Source organism: Methylocapsa acidiphila B2 (assembly GCF_000427445.1).
GTDB classification, from domain to species: domain Bacteria; phylum Pseudomonadota; class Alphaproteobacteria; order Rhizobiales; family Beijerinckiaceae; genus Methylocapsa; species Methylocapsa acidiphila.
Genome location: NZ_KE386496.1, coordinates 1,528,776 through 1,544,748 on the forward strand (window position 1 = coordinate 1,528,776; position 15,973 = coordinate 1,544,748).

The following is a 15,973-nucleotide window of genomic DNA, read 5'->3' on the forward strand; positions in this document are numbered from 1 at the left end:
TGTCATTGAGCGGTGGGCAAATCTCCTATGACGTCGACATGGGCGACGTTGCTCGAAGGAGGCAGCGTCTTTTCGGAAAAGCGGAGGTCGAGGAGACGGCCGTCGTCAGTGAGAAGTTGAATGTTTTTGCGCCCGAACACGTCCTTGAGGGCCGCTGCGGACGCCTGGAGCTCGCCGCAGCTTGTTACGCCTGCCGACTTTTTGAAGAAGCTGTCAAAGTCATAGGAGACGCGCGCAATTTCGTCACCGTTGTGCTTCAGCACGCCGCGCCCTGTGAGTCCTCCGAGATAACGCATGGTTGATTTCCTTTGAGCTCAGACAAGGTCGAGCTAAGCCTGCGCATCCGCCTCAAGGGCGGTTGCGAGTTCGGTAGACGTAAGCGCGAAGACCTGGTCGGGACCGCCGGAGACCGAGATGGCTGGGGTATGCAGCATCGTCGCCATACGGCGGAACGCGAGGAAAGAAATGCCGAGGATCTCCTCTTCGTCCAAGACGAGCCGATAGGTTCCTGCTGGTTGCGGACCATCGACGGAAGGCAATGTGAATGGACGCTTGAAGGTGACCGTCGTTTCGGTGGTTCGGACAGACATGATCAGCGCCTCAGCTCTTCTTTTTCGCGATGCTGACTGGGGCCAGCGCGCCTTTGGTCAACAGCGACGATGTTGCCGCAGCGGCAGTCGGCTTGATCGCTTTTGGTTTTCGGACTTCTTTATTGCCGCGTCTTTGTGCTTTAGCCATGGCCGGTCTCCTGCACGATTGATCCGTCAGTACGGTCGACAAAAAATAAAGGCCCCGCGAATCTTCATGAGATGCGGGGCCATGAGGCGCGACGCGCCTCGCCGGGCTTCATGCGGCCGCGTCGACAGACTCTAAGTCGCCAGTACATCCGTGGTCGACTTGAATCAGGCGACGCAGAGCGTCGACAGGCTCAGGAGATCCCGAGCCGCGCAACCGCACTCAACCCAGATTCTTGAGGTTTTCAGCGGACATCTTGCCGCTTTTCCGATCAGCGACGAGCTCGAAGTCCAACTTCTGCCCCTCACGCAAGTCGCCTAGCCCCGAGCGCTCCACGGCGCTGATATGAACGAAAGCATCGTTGCCGCCGTTGTCCGGCGCAATGAAGCCAAAGCCCTTTTGGGCGTTAAACCATTTTACGGTTCCGGTAGTCATGGAACCCCTTTCATAGACATAGATTTTGCTTGCCAGCGAAGCCGCCAGCCGTCGAAATCGCATTTTCAGGCAAGGATATGGTCAGGTTTGCGCCAGATATTTCAGCGCAACGCCAAGTCATTTGACCGTCTATCGACCTTTTTAATATCGTCCTGCGCCGATAAAATTACAAGGACAATTTATAAATTTACTTGAAACGGAGAATTTCAGCGGCGGAAATATACGAAGAAATAGGATGTATTGTCGACGTTTTTTCTAATTTCGTTGTCCTGCGCCTCCTGATAAAACTTGGCCTGGACATATCTCAGCATGAATTGTCGTCGGCGATGCGGTATGTGCGGGTCGCGCGGCACGGAGGCCTGATCGCCGACCTCCGGCGCAGGCCGCCGCTAACGATAGAGGTTCTGTTGATCACGCTCAGGATCCATCACAGGACAAGCTATCGCTACCATAAGCCGGTGAGCCTCGGGCCCCACCGTTTGATGCTTCGCCCGCGCGAGAGCCGCGATCTTCGGCTGATTTCGAGCGATGTGACAATAACGCCAGCCGCGGCGGTGACCTGGGCGCATGACGTTTTCGGCAATTCCGTCGCGACCGCCAGATTTCAGACCACGGCCAGCTCTCTCGTGATCAATAGCGTCGCGGAACTCCAGCTCAACGCTAGCGCCTGGCCTATTTTCGACGTCGCCGCCACCGCCATTTTCTACCCGTTTCAATATTCAGACGATGAATGGACCGATCTCGGCGCCCTGACGGTCCAACAATACCCAGACCCGGCACGGCGGCTGCAGGGCTGGGCGCAGGCTTTCGTCGGCGGCAATCCGACGGATACGCTTGCTTTGCTCAAGGACCTGAGCGCCGGCGTTTCAGCTTGGATCCGCTATCAGAGCCGGGAGGACGAAGGCGTCCAGTCGCCAATCCAGACGCTCGATCGCGGCTGGGGATCCTGCCGGGATTTCGCGGTCGTCTTCGTTGAGGCGGCGCGCAGTCTCGGTTTCGGGGCGAGGATCGTCTCAGGCTATCTTTACAATCCGGATCGGAAAGCTGTGGGGTCCGGGGACGCAGGGTCGACCCATGCCTGGGCCGAAGTCTATGTGCCGGGCGCGGGCTGGATCACTTTCGATCCGACAAACCGCAGCGTCGGCGGCTTCAATCTGATCCCTGTCGCAGTCGCGCGCGACATCCGGCTCGCGATGCCGGTAGCCGGCAGTTTCGTAGGGATGACCGACGCCTTTCTGGATATGTCGGTGGAAGTTCTCGTCACATCATAGACCGGCGCACAGCATCTGAACGCGTGCTCGGGAAGGAATTGGTGATCTGGAGCAATCAATGCGACGGCCAATCGACGGCAAGGGCGGGTTGCATGATCGATTCGACCCAGGTCATCATTTGCCGCGGAGACATCCGGACGAGACGCAGTGCGAAGAGCCGCCACCATTTACGTCATCCCGTTGGAAGGACGCGCTCAGGTCGAATTGCAGATCCGCAGCGCGCTCGCTAAACTCCTCAATTTCCCGAGCCGTCAACCGGGCGAGCCGCCAAGAGCTGCAATGGTGGTAGCGGAGGTCCGCTACCGCCAATCCCCCCGACTGGATTTGCCATCGTTTTCGCTAGACATGACGTTGTCTTAGAGCCGATCCAAGAAGAATGAATTCATGAGCAAGGGCTTCGCTTGGTCAGGCGTTTGAGCATGAGGTGTCAATTCGCTTCCAACTGCGACCCCGTTTTTGCGTCCAATTTCGCCCTCTCTTGGGTAAAGGAATTTGCTTCTCCACGTAGTGCATAGGAGGGACCCGCGCCCGTAGCGCAGCGCCCTCGGCGTTGCGCGGAGCGGAGGGCGTGGGAGGTCCCTGCGCACCCACGAGGAGAAGGTCCCGGGCGACGGCGCGGATGAGGGCTTGGTCAGGTTCGGTTTTTGAAGCGCCAGCTGGTGGCGCCGGTCTCGATGATGTCGCAGTGGTGCGTCAGGCGATCGAGCATGGCGGTGGTCATTTTGACGTCGCCGAACACCTGGGGCCAATCGGCGAAGGCGAGGTTGCTGGTGATTAGCAGCGAGGTGTTCTCGTAGAGTTTGCTGATGAGATGGAACAGCAACTGCCCGCCGGATTGGCTGAACGGGAGATAGCCGAGTTCATCGATGACGATGAGATCGTGGCGGAGCAGTTTCTCGGCCGGGCCGCCGCTCTTGCCCGCAGCCTTCTCTTGTTCGAGCTGGTTGACGAGATCGACGAGGTTGAAGAACCGCCCCCGAGCACGGCTACGGATGACGGCGGCGGCGATGGCGATGCACAGATGGGTTTTGCCGGTTCCAGTTCCGCCGATGAAGATGCCGTTGCGCTTGGCGTCCAGGAAGGCGCCAGTGGCGAGTTCGCGAACCCGGCCCTCATCGACCGGCGTATCGCCGAAGACGAAGCTGTCGAGATCCTTCAACACCGGGAACTTGGCGCCGCTGATGCGATAGCTGATCGATCGCGCCTGACGGTGAGTGCGCTCGGCCCGGATCAGGGCGGCGATGAGGGGATAGATCTCGTCACGCCTGGCGAGCCCCTTGCCGGCGATCTCGTCGAAGCTGGCGCGCATGCCGTAGAGCTTGAGCTCGCCCATCGCCTCGAGGATCTTCATGGCGTTCCATCAGGCCACCTTCCTTATGCTGTCGTAGCGGCTGCAATCGGCCGTGGGTTCGATCTTCAGGCGGAGCGCATCGGGCGTGGTGATGCTGGGCGGCGCCGCTGGCTGTCGCTGGCGCGCCAGCACGGTCAGAATCACGTCGCCGCTGGCGATGCCGGCCCCCAGCGCTTCGGCGCAGGCCGCCTCGACCGCAGCCAAGCCATGGTCAACCACCGCGCCCAGCACCTTGACGAACTGACGATCGCCATCGGCGTGGCTCTTCAGCTTGGCGCGAACCTGGGCCAAGGCCAGCGGCAGGTCCCAGTCCTTGAAGGGAGCGCCGTTGCGCAACGCGCCGGGCTTCTTCACCAGAACCGGCAGATAATGCCAGGGATCGTAGATGATCTGATCGCGCCGGAACTGGCGCGGATGGTCGGCGACGATCTCGTCGTTGAAGAGGACTACGATGCGCTCGGCATGGGAGCGCACCAGCACCATCCGGCCGGCGGCGCGCGGGTCCACGCTATAGCGGTTGTGATCGGCCATGATCAGGCAGGTGGTGCTGGCCCGGACCGCCTGCTCGACGAAGCCGTCGAATGGGGCCGCGCAGCTCCATCAGGCTCGCCCGTTCGTCCTGGAACACTTCCCAGATGGTCCGATCCTTGAACTCGGGGTGTTTGGTGCGCTTGGCGTAGCCGATGCTCTGATCTTCCAGCCACGCATTCAATTCGGCGAGGCTCTTCACGCGCGGCTTGGGACGGAACAGCTGGTCACGCAGATTGCCGACCTGATTCTCGACCTGCCCCTTCTCCCAGCCGGACGCCGGCGTGCACGCCACCGGTTCGACCAAGTGGTGCGAGCACATCTGCTGAAAGCGGCGATTGTACTGGCGCGCCTCGCCGACGAAGATCGCCTCCACCGCCGTCTTCATATTATCGTAAATGCCGCGCCGGCAGACTCCACCATAGAACAGGAACGCCTTGTCATGGGCGTCAAAGACCAACTCCTGGGTCTCTCGGAAGTAGGCGCGTACGAACGGCATGCGGCTGTGCGACAGCTTCATATGCGCCGCCTTGATCGTCAGCGGCAGCCCTTGGAGCGTGATCGTCTCGTGGCTCCAGTCGAACTGGTAAGCTTCCCCGGGAGCAAAGCTCATCGGCACAAACGCCTGGGCCGGAACCCGCGCCCGTTCATCCCGCCAGGCCCTCACGAACCGATGCACGCTGTCGTGCGCGCCGTCATAGCCGCACCCACGCAGCTCCTCGAACAGACGCTGGGTCGAACGGCGTTCCCGCCGCGGCAGCTTGGCGTCCTTCTCCAGGATCTTGGTCAGGACCTCGACCCACTCGCCGAGCTTGGGCGCCGGCTGAACGCCACGCTCGTACTTGAACTCCCTCGCCTGGCCCGGATCACCTTGCGCACCGTCGCGCGCGACACCGACAGCGTCCGTACGATCTCCTCGATCGGCCGGTGCTGCTCGAAATAGGCCCGCCGGATCTAACCGATAATGTCCACGCCAATCATCCCCCAAACACCCTTCCCAGCCGACACCAGCGCAAAGGAAGGGAGGCTGACATGCAGCCTTCGAGGGGTCACTATTGGACCCGAAAACCGCCCCTCAGGGGGTCACTATTGGGGTCTGACGCAAATTTGATGATGGCTGTTTCAATCTGCGCCGATCAGGCGCGCCTGGAGAAGATCGATCTTTGCGCGTCCATACATCTGTCGCTTAACGAGCTTGAGTTTAGTGACCTGGCCTTCGGTCTGGCCGTTTGACCAGGTTGACGAGATGGCGGCGCGGACAGCTAGCTCGTCGCGCGCGATGCCGTTGGCGAATGAAGCGACAAGGCTGTCTCGCGCTCGTTCGATCCAGGGTGTGAGAACTGCAGTCCCGTTTTGTCGAAGCATCCTGTGAAAGGCGTCAATAATCTCGCGTGCCTGGACGAGCGCGGGCACACCGCTTTCGATTGCGGCAATGACGACTGTTTCCGCCTTCGACAACGCATCGCGGCCAGAAGTCATCAGTCGCGCGATCGTTCGCGCTGACGGCAAGCGCTGCAGACTTTCGATGTTGGCTTTCTCCGACCTGCGCCGGCGTGTCGCCCATTCGCAGACGATGCGCGCCGAGCCGCGATATCCTTCTGATCGAAGTCGCCGCCACAGATCCGAGGCGTTGTGTTTGCCGGTCGTCCACTGAGCGTCCAGCCACGGCAAGTACGGATCGAGCGAGCTCTGGCGTGGCCTGAATACGTCCGACCGTTCGCCGCGGACGACGCGGCGGATCGTCTGCCGATGATAGCCCGTCTGACGGGCGATCTTCTTGAGCGGCATGCCGCTTGCCGAGAGCGCCAGAATGGCTGCGTTGGTCTCCTCGCGACGTAGATAACCTTCGTACTGGATCCGCTCGGCGCAGGTCAGGAGCTCGGGATTGATCGTGGTCGCGCCAATGACGCTGCGGATCTCGCGCATAGATTTGCGAACGGCTGCGAGGAAGCCCTGACTGGCGTTGGACATCAGATGCCAACGGTCGGCGACCTGAATGGCGTTGGGCAACGCCTTGGCGACAGCTTCGCCATACCCGCCGCCGCGATCACGCGCCACGATGGCGATCCCGGAGTGGTCGGCAAGCCAGGCTTCGGCCGTCGCCTGCTCGCGATCCGGCAGGAGGATAACCGGACGGCGCCTCTCAAGATCGCACACGATGGTTCCGTAGCGATGATTCCGCCGCCACGCCCAATCGTCGATGCCGATGACGCTCAACGGCTCCACGGGAACACGCGCGCGGCGCCGGACTACCCGCAGCAGCGTGTCGTTGCTGACCGGCATGACGAGACGCTTGGCGAAACTGGCCGCTGGTCGGCCGCCGAGCGCCAGTCCCAGATGATGGACAAGGCAATCGAGCCGTCCAGTGCGCCGCGCTCCTGGAGCCAGCACATCGTCCGGAAACCGCTCTGCAAATATCTGCCGTCCACAGAGCGCCGTGGCGCACCGGAACCGCCGCGCTATGATTGTCAGCCGCATGCGGCGACCGCAGAGCGGCAGATCCATCGCCGACCGCCGATAGCGGCTGTGAACGCGCCGGGACGGCTTATTGCAAGACGGACAGATGCTGCCGACGCTCTCGTGCTTCACGACAACGGTGGTCTGGCCCGGTTCGCAGAGAATGTCCTGCACGACAAAGCCATTGGGAAGGAAGGAACCGGCGCGAAAAGTTAGCATGTGGTGATTCCCCAGCGGAATCACCGCAATCGGCGCCTCAACTGCATCAAATGTGAGTCAGACCCACTATTGCGCGCGAATTTGCAGACCGCGAGATGGTCGAAATTCTGGCCTTGGTTCTCTAGCACGACGAGCAAGCCGTGCTCACGGCTGTCGAACTAGCGCTGGAGGCTGGCGCGCCAACCAAGACGCATATTCTGAACCTGCTCCATAGGCTGGTCGACGGAAAGCCCATGGACACGCCTCCTATAAAGGCGCCGCAGGCTTTGACCTTGACCACCGAGCCGCAGGCGAACGTTGAACGCTACGACGCTCTGCGCAAGACCCGGGAGGCGCGGCGTCACTTAATCTTCTGAATGGCTCGCCGTCTCGCCAGCGGCAAGTTCGATGATTTCCTCCGTGATTTCTTCTTGCCGCAGAATCCGCTGCGTTCCTAGCAATGAGGATAGTTGGCGCTCGATTTGATTGCGCGCCGCGGTCATCGCTTCCATGCGCGCTTCATTCTCCGCCGCGAAAGCGTGGAGCGCGGCATTGCAAAGCTGCGCGTGCATATATTCCCCGGTAAGCTGGCTCAGCAGCGTCATGGGGGCCAGGTTCAGGAGGGGCGCATCGGCATTCGTCGGGTGTGGAAAGGCTTGCATGTCGAAGGGAAATAAACGGCGGCGTTCCACATGGCTGCCGCGCCCCGGCAGCCATTGGCTGAAGACGGCGTCAAGTTGGTCGATCTCTCCTGCCGCGATGCGGGCGTAAAGCGCTTCGCCGATCCTGTCCGCAAGCTTCGGAACGCCTTGCGAATGCGACGGCATAGCATTCTTCCAACACACCGCGACATTGCGCTCGGCGGCGACAGCGCCGCCTCTCGTGCCGATCAAAAACACTTCGGACGTGGCGAGATCAGCACCGGCGGCATTGAGCACGCGTTCGCTAAAGGCGCCGGCAAATCCTTGCTCGGCGCAAAATAGAACGAGCGCCGGCCGACTTGTTTTGGCGACGCCGTCAAGGCGCGCGGCAGGCGCCGAGACGAGGGCTCGCCCGATGGCGACCGCGACGGTCGCCGCATAGCTATCGACGGCGGCGAGCTGGCCGCGCGCCTGCCGCGCGCGCGCCGCGGCGATGCCGCGCATCGCATTGACCACTTCGCCAAGCTGGCGGATGCCATCGATGCGCGCATTGACATCGGTGAGACGTTCGGTCATGGCCGGCCAATCGTTTCGGGACGTGTCCGGGGCGGCAGGCCTGGCGTGAGGGTCTCGACATGATGCTTGAGCGTCTCGCGCAGCATCTGCTTCCGCGCGTCGTCGAGCGCGCCGGTTTCCTGGATCAGGCGAACCGCATCCGCCGCGCCCCGGTCGAGCGCATCATGCAGGCCCGCCCGGAATCCGACGATCGCGGCTAACGGAAGATTGTCGAGCAGACCTGATTGGACCGCAAGAACAAGCGCGACTTCATCGGCGAGGCGCAGAGGGGCGTGCTGCGGTTGATTGAGGATCGCGCGGATCCGCGCGCCCCGTGTCAGCTCCTGGCGGACCCGCATGTCCGGCAAACCGCCGAACCTTGTGAACATCTCCAGTTCGAGGAATTGCGCATAATCGAGGCGCAAGGTCTCCGCCGCCTCCCGAAGCGCATGAGCCTGAGTCTTGCCGCCGACCCGGCTCACGCTGGTTCCAACGTCCACGCAAGGCTTCTGCCCCTCATGAAAAAGCTTGGCGTCGAGCACGATCTGGCCATCGGTGATGGAGATCAGGTTGGTCGGGATATAGGCGCTGAGATTGCCGGCGTCGGTCTCGGCGATCGGCAGCGCGGTCAGGGAGCCGCCGCCCTTTTCTTTGGAAAGTTTCGCGGCTCGTTCCAAAAGCCTTGCATGCACATAGAACACGTCGCCGGGATAGGCCTCGCGACCGGGCGACTGTCGCGTGAGAAGGGCGATCTCGCGATGGGTGGCCGCGTGTTTGGTCATGTCGTCGACGACGACGAGAGAATGCTGGCCGCCGTCACGGAAATATTCGGCCATGGTGAATCCGGCAAATGGCGCGATCCATTGCAGGCCGGGCGAGCTCGCGGCCGCCGCCACGACGACGATGCAGCGCTCCGATGCGGCGCCAGCCTGAATCGCTTCGATCGCGCGCCGGACGCTCGAACTCTTCTGGCCGACCGCGACATAGACGCAGATGATGTCGCTCGCCTTCTGATTGATGATCGTATCCACGGCGATCGTCGTCTTGCCGATAGCGCGGTCGCCGATAATGAGTTCGCGCTGGCCGCGGCCGAGCGCGAAGAGCGTATCGATCGCGAGAAGCCCGGTTTGAACAGGCTGGGTGACGAGGTCTCGGTCGATGATGGCCGGCGCCGGGCGCTCGATCGGTTCCCATGTATCCGCGTCGATCGGCCCCTTGTCGTCGAGCGGGCGGCCGAGCGGATCGACGACGCGGCCAAGCAGCGCCCGCCCCACAGGAACGCGCACCACGTCGCCGGTGCCGCGCACAGAGCCGCCGGCCTCGATTGCGTCCACATCGTCAAGCAGCACGCAGCCGATCCGGTCACGTTCAAGCGCCTGAGCGAAGCCGAACTGACCCTTATCAAAAATCAGGAGTTCATCGAGCCGCGCATCGGGGAGCCCGGAAACCAGCGCTATCCCGTCGCCTACTTCCTCGACCCTGCCGATCTGTTCGACCTGTGGACCGAGCGCGGCGGCGCCGAGCTTTGCCTTTGCATGCTCAAGCCACGCGTCCGCCGTCGCGCCAGGACCGCTTGTCATGCGTCAGCTCCGCCAGGATTTTACTGAGATCCGCGCGCCAGCTATTGCTGACGACAAGGTGAGGGCCGTGCAGCTCCAACCCGGCGATGAGCGTCGGATCGACCTTGAAGGTAATCTCGGGACGAGCGCCAAACGCCTTGCCGATCAGCTCCCGATAGCGCGCCTGATTGGCCGGCTCGATCGGCGTCGCGCAGATCGCCTCGAGTTCGACGCCATTCGCCGCCACGGTCAGCCGCACTGGATCAGGCAAGGCCTGAATCTCCTCGAGAAGCCACTCCAGGAAAGCGGCCTGAACGGCCGACCCGTCCAGGCGGGCGGCGAGGCGCTTCGCGATTTCGACAGCCAGACGGCTCGCCCGCTCGGCCCAGGCCTTTTCGGCCGCGTCTTTCTGTTTCTCGATGGCGACCTTCGCGGCGGCTTCAAGGGAGGCGGCCTCCCTCGCGGCCTCGTCAAGGCGCTCGGTCCGCGTCTCCTCCGCGGCCTGACGCGCAGCGGCCAGGATCGCCTCGCGCTCCCGCGCGAAGCCGGCGCGCGTTTGCTCGATCCCGGCGAGCGCCGCCGCGGCTTGACCGCGCTTGGCCTCGGCCTCGGTCAAAATCTGCTGCGTCTCGGCGCGACGCTGCTCGATCATGGCGGCGACCGGACGCCAGAAGAAATGCCCGAGCAGCCAAATCAGGATGACGACGTTGACGGTCTGGATGCCGAGCGTCCACCAATCGATCATCATGGCGTCATTTCAACAGCGGGTTGGCGAACAACAGGAGCAGCGCGATCACAAGGCAATAGATCGCCATGGTTTCTATCATGGCGAGACCGACGAACAATGTGCGCGAGATCGTGTTGGCCGCCTCCGGTTGGCGCGCGATGGCGTCCATGGCGGCGGCCACCGCGCGCCCTTCGGCGAGCGCCGGGCCGATCGCCCCGAAGGAGACCGCCACTGCGGCCGAGAAGATGCTGACGATGGCGAGCCAGTTCATAAAGGAGTCCCTCGGCTGGATGGGTCTGGTCCGGATTGGGTTTCCCTGATCGCCCCGGCAATAAAGACCATCGCCAGGACAGCGAAAATATAGGCCTGCACCGCACCGGTCAGGAGATCGAGCGCCATCAGCGGGATCGGCACGAGAAGACCCGCGAGCGACAAGACAATGCCGATCACGAAGACGCCGCTCATCACATTCCCGAACAAGCGCACAAACAATGAGAACGTGCGCGTGAGGCTCTCGACGAAGTTGAGCGGGATCATGATCAGATTTGGCGAAGCGAAAGTCGCGAGATAGCCGGCGATTCCGCCGGCCCGTATACCGAACCAGATCACGGCGAGGAAGACGAGGAACGCGAGCGCGGCGTCGGTCTCGAGACGCGCCGTCGGCGGTTCAACGCCCGGTATGAGCGCCGACCAGTTGGCGACAAAGATAAAGACGAACAATGTCCCGATGAAGGCGCGATATGGCGCGGGCTCCATCTGCATCGTCGCGCGGATCTGACTGTCCAGCGTGTCGACGATCAGCTCGAAACCCGCTTGCGCCCTTGACGGGACGAGCGACAGCCGACGGGTGATGAGGATGCCGCCGATGACCAGCGCCGCCATGATCGCCCATGTCGTCACGACGCCGGCGGAGATCGGAACGGGACCCAGATGAAAGAGCGCGACGCCGCCGAGTGGCGACTTCATGACGCCGCATCCATCGCGCCGCGCATGACGAGCCAACGGCCGAGGAGCACGCCGAGCGCGGTCATGAGCAGCGGCGGGGCGCCTTCCAGACTCGCAGCTATAAGCAGCGCGCCCAGAAGCGCCATGCGGCCAATCATCAGGCCGATCGCCGTCATCGCGCGACCGCCCGAAGCAAACAACCGGGCGTTCCACATCAAAGCGTGAAAATAAACGAAGCCCAGTCCAGCCCCGGCGCCGAGATGCGCCAAGAGGCCGAGGGCCCACGCCCACGCAGGAAGGCTATTGAAAGCAAGAAAGCTCATGCGCCCTGTATCCATTTCCAGGCGGACCAGCATCCGAGCGCAACCCCGAGCATCAAGAGCGGCGCCGTATAGAAGAGTCCGGAGTTGAACATTTGGTCGAGCCAACGACCGACGAAGACGCCGATCAATATTGGCGCGACGATGATCCAGCCGAGCACGCCGATCTGGGCCAGACGCCGGGCGACCGAATCATCGCCTTCACGCAGCCAACGTTTGTGGCGTTCATTGCGCAGTTGAACGCTTTTCACCAGGGGGTCCTTCTCATTTGGCTCTGGCTCCGGCATGGTCATGCGAAAATCCTGCTGCCTTGGCGCCCATCCGACCGTAGATGGAGCATGATCTGACGAATGGCTGCGAGTTGCAGACAGGTGCTCTCGACGCGTTCAATCCGCTCGGTCTCGATTTCGGCGCGGAAGCGGGCAAGGACGGTGTCGTCGAGCGTCGCGAGGTCGTCGCCTGTCACCGCCTCGCGCGTTGCGACCGCTATGTCCCGCCCGCCAGTAACGGAGAAGACGCCACGACGCACGGCGCAATAACGGCGCGCCCCGTCAGCGCGCTCCCAGCTCACGACGGAGATCGCGAGGCTTGTGAGGAAATCCGCGTGCCGCGGCTGGATTCCGAAGCTGCCGCTGCTGTCTTCCGCGCGCAGCGCCACCACGCCGTCGACGTCGACGACGACCGCCAACGGCGTGATTATGCTTAGTCTCATCCATCGCCTCCGGTCTTTACGGCGTTGGCCTCTTTTCGTCGCGCCTCCTCCAGGGTTCCGATCATGTAGAGGGAACTCTCGGCCCAGTCGTCAGTCTCGCCATCGAGTATGGCGCGGCAGCCGGCGAGCGTATCGGCGCGGCTGACGCTACGCCCAGGCATCCCGGTGAAAGCTTCCGTCACCACGAAGGGTTGACTGAGAAAGCGCTGCAGCCGGCGAGCCCTTTTGACGATTAGACGGTCGGCCGCGCCAAGCTCTTCGACGCCGAGCAAGGCGATGATGTCCTGGAGGTCCTTGAAGCGGGCGAGCGCCTCGCGGGCGCGTTCCGCAAGGCGATAATGCTCTTCCCCAACCACGAGCGGATCGAGCAACACGGAGGATGAGGCGAGGGGATCAACCGCCGGGTAAAATCCCTCGGCCGCCAGCCGGCGGGACAACATGATGATGCTGTCTATATGGCTGGAGATCGCTGTGACCGCCGGATCGGTGAAATCGTCCGCTGGCACATAGACGGCTTGAATCGCGGTCACCGCCGCGCCGGCCACCGATGCGATGCGTTCCTGCAACGAAGCGACCTCGGTCGCGAGCGTCGGCTGATAGCCGACGCGCGACGGCAAACGTCCGAGCAGGCTCGACAACTCGCTGCCGGCCTGAACGAAGCGGAAGACATTGTCCATCAGAAGCAGCACGTTCTGATGCTTCTGGTCGCGAAAATATTCGGCGATAGTGAGCGCGGTTAGCGGGACCCGCCAACGCGCGCCCGGCGGTTCGTTCATCTGCCCATATACAAGCACCGTATGCGCAAGCACCCCTGAACCTTGCATATCGGTCAAGAGCTCGTGGCCTTCGCGCGAGCGCTCTCCTACGCCGGCGAAGACCGAGATCCCTTTATATTTCTCGGCCATGGCGTGGATCAGTTCCATGACGAGGACTGTCTTGCCGACGCCCGCGCCGCCGAACATGGCGGCCTTGCCGCCCTGGGCGAGCGGCGCAAGAAGATCGATCACCTTGACGCCGGTCTCGAACACCGCGGTGGTCGAGGGCTCGTCATCGAGTTTCGGCGGTGGATTGTGGATGCCGCATCGAGGAATATCGGATGGCAGGGCGGGGCCACGGTCACGCAGCGTCCCGACAACATCAAGGAGGCGCCCCAGGATCGCATCTCCGAGCGGAACCGCGATCGGCGCTCCTGTCGCCCGAACTTTCGTGTTGCGGGCAAGCCCCGCCGTCATTTGCATGGCGATGCTGCGGACGGTCTCGGGATCAACATGGCTATGCACTTCAAGAATCAGCGCTTTTGGCCGGTCCCATTCTACGACCAATGCTGTATTGATCGGCGGCAATACGCCCCCGTCAAAGTTCACGTCTACGACTGCGCCTCGGACCGAAACGACTGAACCCACTGACGCAATAGGATCCATCGCGTGTCCAAAATCATGTTCTCGAGTAGCGAATCCGATCCCAGCGAGGCGGATCATACCCTAAACCCAAAAATAGCATATTCGCGATGTCCGTTCACGACGCTGCTATCCTGACCCACTAGGTTCGTATTTTATACCAGCCCCCTAAAACGATATATTGATCCAGCTCAATCTTTGTTGACGCCTGCAACGTCCGACGGTTCGGCATGCGCCTTAGCCCATCTAAGTCTATCCGTCAGCTTAAGTACACGCGCCCGGATCTGGATCCTCGCATTTGTCAACAGGACTTCGCGGGCCATTTTTCGGCTCTGACGCATATTTGCTAAAGGCGATCAGCTACCCCGCGGCGATCAGTCGGGCTTGAAGCAGATCGATCTTGGCGCGCCCGTACGTCTGGCATTTGATGAGTTTCAGACGAGTGATCTTTCCCTCCGTCTGTCCATTGGACCAGGGCGAGATGATCGCATCTCGGATAGCGGCGCGATCTTTCTCAACACCATTGGCGAAAGATCCAACAAGGGTTCCCTTTCCAGCTTCGAGCCACGCATCCAGCTTGGCAGCCGCCTTTGATCGGATCATGGACTGGAACTCCATGATGTTCTCGTGAGCGACAACCAGATCCTGGACATTTCCTTCAATGGCCGCTGCCAGAATGGCTTCAGACTTTGTCAGGTCGTCACGGGCTGACGTCATTAGACGGGCGATGATCCGAGCTGACGGCGTTCGCGCCAGCGCGTTTTGACCCGCCTTTTCTGCAAGCCGTCGGCGCTGCGCCCATTGCGACACCACGCCGCTCCGCCCGGGAAAGCCCGCCGCACGCATGTCGCGCCAAAGCGCCAGCGCATTGCGCTCCCCTTGCTCCCAGCGATCTTTCAGCCAGGGCGACCAGCTATCCAGCGAACTGGGCCTTGTCCGGAAGACATCCGTCCGCTGGCCGCGCAGGACGTCCCGAACAAGCTTGCGGCTGTGTCCCGTCTCCCTCACGATTTGCCTGATGGCGGCGCCTTGCTTCGACATTTTCAGAATGGCCTCATTGTCTCCTGCCGACGCAGATATCCCTCGTACTGGAGGCGCTCAGCACAGGTGAGAAGCTTGGGGTCGATGACGCTGCTGCCAATGACCCTCCTGATCTGCCGCATAGATTTGCCGACCGCATCGAGAAAGGCTCGGCTCGAGTTCTCCAAGAGATGCCAACGATCCGCGACTTGCTCAGCATGCGGCAAGGCTTTGGCGATGGCCTCGCCGTAGCCGCCGCCCCGGTCTCGGGCGACCGTAACTATTGAAGGCCGCTCAGCCAGCCACGCCCGAGAGGTGTCCAGCGCGCGATCTGGCAATAACGTCACGGGGCGACGGCGCTCAAGATCGCAGACGATCGTTCCATAGGTCTGACCTCGACGAAACGCGAAGTCGTCAATGCCGAGGCCCGGCCCAAGGATCGTCCAACGCAAGCACCAGCCGGTTCGCCGGAATCGGCGCGGCGGCTTTTCGCCATGGCACAGGCGATCGCCGGCACAATCGTGGAAACCTATTTGCGCAAACGGGGCATCATGGCTTTACACGGAACCAAAAGCCTCCGCTTTCATCCCCGCTGCTACTATCGCCCGGACGCCTATTCATCGACCGAGACTTGGCCGGCAATGATCGCGGCGGTCACCGACCTTGATGGCAATACCACAGGGGCGCATCGCACCTGGCTCGACCCGTCGGGGCGGGATAAAGCTCCAATCGACACGCCGCGGCGCGCGATGGGCAATCTCCTGGGCAACGCGGGTGCAGATCGCTCCCGAAGACGTCGCCAGCTTCATGGAGCTGCCAGCAAAGGCCGGAACGGAGAGATGAGGCAAGCTGCGGCGCAGATCTCATGTCGCTTCGGATCGTGACGCAGCCTCCCTGTTTTGTCGGAGAGGACCGCGCCCACGGCCATCCCAGATGGCGATCGGGCGGCAAACGGCCCGGCCTGGCAATGGCTGCACCCGATTCTTTTCCGCCGCGCGGCGAGCCGCGCTTTGCATCGCAAAGCAAAACAATCGGGCTTCGCCATCCTACGCTGACGCTTCGGCCCTCCGCTTCGCTGCGGGTGCAGGTCTGGTCCGCCCACCGCCTTTCGTCGCCATGAAG

General features: G+C 62.2%; 18 protein-coding genes and 3 pseudogenes. 3 read left to right on the forward strand and 18 right to left on the reverse strand.

The features are described 5' to 3' along the window. Positions 1 to 2 precede the first annotated feature (2 nt). The 4 genes from METAC_RS0109165 to METAC_RS0109180 form a co-directional block, all read right to left on the reverse strand. Positions 3 to 296, reverse strand: coding sequence for a hypothetical protein (locus METAC_RS0109165; RefSeq protein ID WP_026606786.1), 294 nt, complete (start codon positions 294 to 296; stop codon positions 3 to 5). Between the two features lie 33 nt (positions 297 to 329). Continuing rightward, positions 330 to 590: a hypothetical protein gene (locus tag METAC_RS0109170; RefSeq protein WP_026606787.1), complete on the reverse strand. Its 261-nt coding sequence runs from the start codon at positions 588 to 590 to the stop codon at positions 330 to 332. Positions 591 to 600: 10 nt separating this feature from the next. Beyond that, a complete protein-coding gene (locus METAC_RS26790; RefSeq protein WP_198017195.1) occupies positions 601 to 738 on the reverse strand; it encodes a hypothetical protein in 138 nt (45 codons plus the stop codon). A gap of 219 nt (positions 739 to 957) precedes the next feature. Continuing rightward, a complete protein-coding gene (locus tag METAC_RS0109180; RefSeq protein ID WP_026606788.1) occupies positions 958 to 1,170 on the reverse strand; it encodes a cold-shock protein in 213 nt (70 codons plus the stop codon). Between the two features lie 407 nt (positions 1,171 to 1,577). Here METAC_RS0109180 and METAC_RS0109190 point away from each other — a divergent pair, with 407 nt between their 5' ends. Further along, positions 1,578 to 2,441 carry a transglutaminase family protein gene (locus tag METAC_RS0109190; protein WP_026606789.1) on the forward strand — a complete coding sequence of 288 codons (864 nt, stop codon included), beginning with the start codon at positions 1,578 to 1,580 and terminating at the stop codon, positions 2,439 to 2,441. 631 nt (positions 2,442 to 3,072) lie between these two features. Here METAC_RS0109190 and istB read toward each other — a convergent pair. The 3 genes and pseudogenes from istB to METAC_RS0109205 form a co-directional block, all read right to left on the reverse strand. Further along, entirely contained in the window at positions 3,073 to 3,792 is a 720-nt protein-coding gene (istB, locus tag METAC_RS0109195) for an IS21-like element helper ATPase IstB (RefSeq protein WP_036255428.1), read from the reverse strand. A gap of 9 nt (positions 3,793 to 3,801) precedes the next feature. Further along, positions 3,802 to 5,274 (reverse strand): annotated as a pseudogene (istA, locus tag METAC_RS23040) (IS21 family transposase). A gap of 168 nt (positions 5,275 to 5,442) precedes the next feature. Continuing rightward, positions 5,443 to 6,996, reverse strand: a complete 1,554-nt coding sequence (locus METAC_RS0109205) for an ISL3 family transposase (RefSeq protein ID WP_026606791.1) — start codon at positions 6,994 to 6,996, stop codon at positions 5,443 to 5,445. 86 nt (positions 6,997 to 7,082) lie between these two features. Between METAC_RS0109205 and METAC_RS0109210 the strand changes: the two are divergent. Beyond that, positions 7,083 to 7,352: pseudogene (locus tag METAC_RS0109210) on the forward strand (IS21 family transposase); the annotation flags it as partial. Here METAC_RS0109210 and METAC_RS0109215 read toward each other — a convergent pair. The 11 genes from METAC_RS0109215 to METAC_RS27090 form a co-directional block, all read right to left on the reverse strand. Continuing rightward, positions 7,341 to 8,192, reverse strand: coding sequence for a F0F1 ATP synthase subunit gamma (locus METAC_RS0109215; RefSeq protein ID WP_026606793.1), 852 nt, complete (start codon positions 8,190 to 8,192; stop codon positions 7,341 to 7,343). The pseudogene METAC_RS0109210 and the gene METAC_RS0109215 sit on opposite strands and share 12 nt — an antisense overlap. Beyond that, positions 8,189 to 9,751 (reverse strand): F0F1 ATP synthase subunit alpha, encoded by a 1,563-nt coding sequence (locus METAC_RS0109220; RefSeq protein ID WP_026606794.1) that lies wholly within the window; start codon positions 9,749 to 9,751, stop codon positions 8,189 to 8,191. Before METAC_RS0109220 ends, METAC_RS0109215 begins: the two co-directional genes overlap by 4 nt. Beyond that, positions 9,711 to 10,478 (reverse strand): F0F1 ATP synthase subunit B family protein, encoded by a 768-nt coding sequence (locus METAC_RS0109225; RefSeq protein WP_026606795.1) that lies wholly within the window; start codon positions 10,476 to 10,478, stop codon positions 9,711 to 9,713. The genes METAC_RS0109220 and METAC_RS0109225 overlap by 41 nt, the downstream gene beginning before the upstream one ends. A 4-nt stretch (positions 10,479 to 10,482) precedes the next feature. After that, a complete protein-coding gene (locus METAC_RS0109230) occupies positions 10,483 to 10,728 on the reverse strand; it encodes a F0F1 ATP synthase subunit C (protein ID WP_026606796.1) in 246 nt (81 codons plus the stop codon). After that, positions 10,725 to 11,423 (reverse strand): F0F1 ATP synthase subunit A, encoded by a 699-nt coding sequence (locus METAC_RS0109235; RefSeq protein ID WP_026606797.1) that lies wholly within the window; start codon positions 11,421 to 11,423, stop codon positions 10,725 to 10,727. Before METAC_RS0109235 ends, METAC_RS0109230 begins: the two co-directional genes overlap by 4 nt. After that, positions 11,420 to 11,725: an N-ATPase subunit AtpR gene (locus METAC_RS0109240; RefSeq protein ID WP_026606798.1), complete on the reverse strand. Its 306-nt coding sequence runs from the start codon at positions 11,723 to 11,725 to the stop codon at positions 11,420 to 11,422. The genes METAC_RS0109235 and METAC_RS0109240 overlap by 4 nt, the downstream gene beginning before the upstream one ends. Beyond that, positions 11,722 to 12,015: an AtpZ/AtpI family protein gene (locus METAC_RS0109245; protein WP_026606799.1), complete on the reverse strand. Its 294-nt coding sequence runs from the start codon at positions 12,013 to 12,015 to the stop codon at positions 11,722 to 11,724. Before METAC_RS0109245 ends, METAC_RS0109240 begins: the two co-directional genes overlap by 4 nt. Then, positions 12,012 to 12,434: a F0F1 ATP synthase subunit epsilon gene (locus METAC_RS0109250; RefSeq protein ID WP_026606800.1), complete on the reverse strand. Its 423-nt coding sequence runs from the start codon at positions 12,432 to 12,434 to the stop codon at positions 12,012 to 12,014. Before METAC_RS0109250 ends, METAC_RS0109245 begins: the two co-directional genes overlap by 4 nt. Beyond that, positions 12,431 to 13,855 carry a F0F1 ATP synthase subunit beta gene (gene atpD / locus METAC_RS0109255; RefSeq protein WP_026606801.1) on the reverse strand — a complete coding sequence of 475 codons (1,425 nt, stop codon included), beginning with the start codon at positions 13,853 to 13,855 and terminating at the stop codon, positions 12,431 to 12,433. The genes METAC_RS0109250 and atpD overlap by 4 nt, the downstream gene beginning before the upstream one ends. A 336-nt stretch (positions 13,856 to 14,191) precedes the next feature. Next, positions 14,192 to 14,677: a transposase gene (locus tag METAC_RS27085; RefSeq protein ID WP_245257455.1), complete on the reverse strand. Its 486-nt coding sequence runs from the start codon at positions 14,675 to 14,677 to the stop codon at positions 14,192 to 14,194. A 197-nt stretch (positions 14,678 to 14,874) separates the two neighbouring features. Further along, positions 14,875 to 15,303, reverse strand: coding sequence for a transposase (locus tag METAC_RS27090; RefSeq protein ID WP_026606803.1), 429 nt, complete (start codon positions 15,301 to 15,303; stop codon positions 14,875 to 14,877). On the opposite strand from METAC_RS27090, the pseudogene METAC_RS23045 reads away from it, so the two are divergent. Beyond that, positions 15,298 to 15,624: pseudogene (locus METAC_RS23045) on the forward strand (DUF7146 domain-containing protein); the annotation flags it as partial. The gene METAC_RS27090 and the pseudogene METAC_RS23045 sit on opposite strands and share 6 nt — an antisense overlap. Positions 15,625 to 15,973 lie beyond the last annotated feature (349 nt).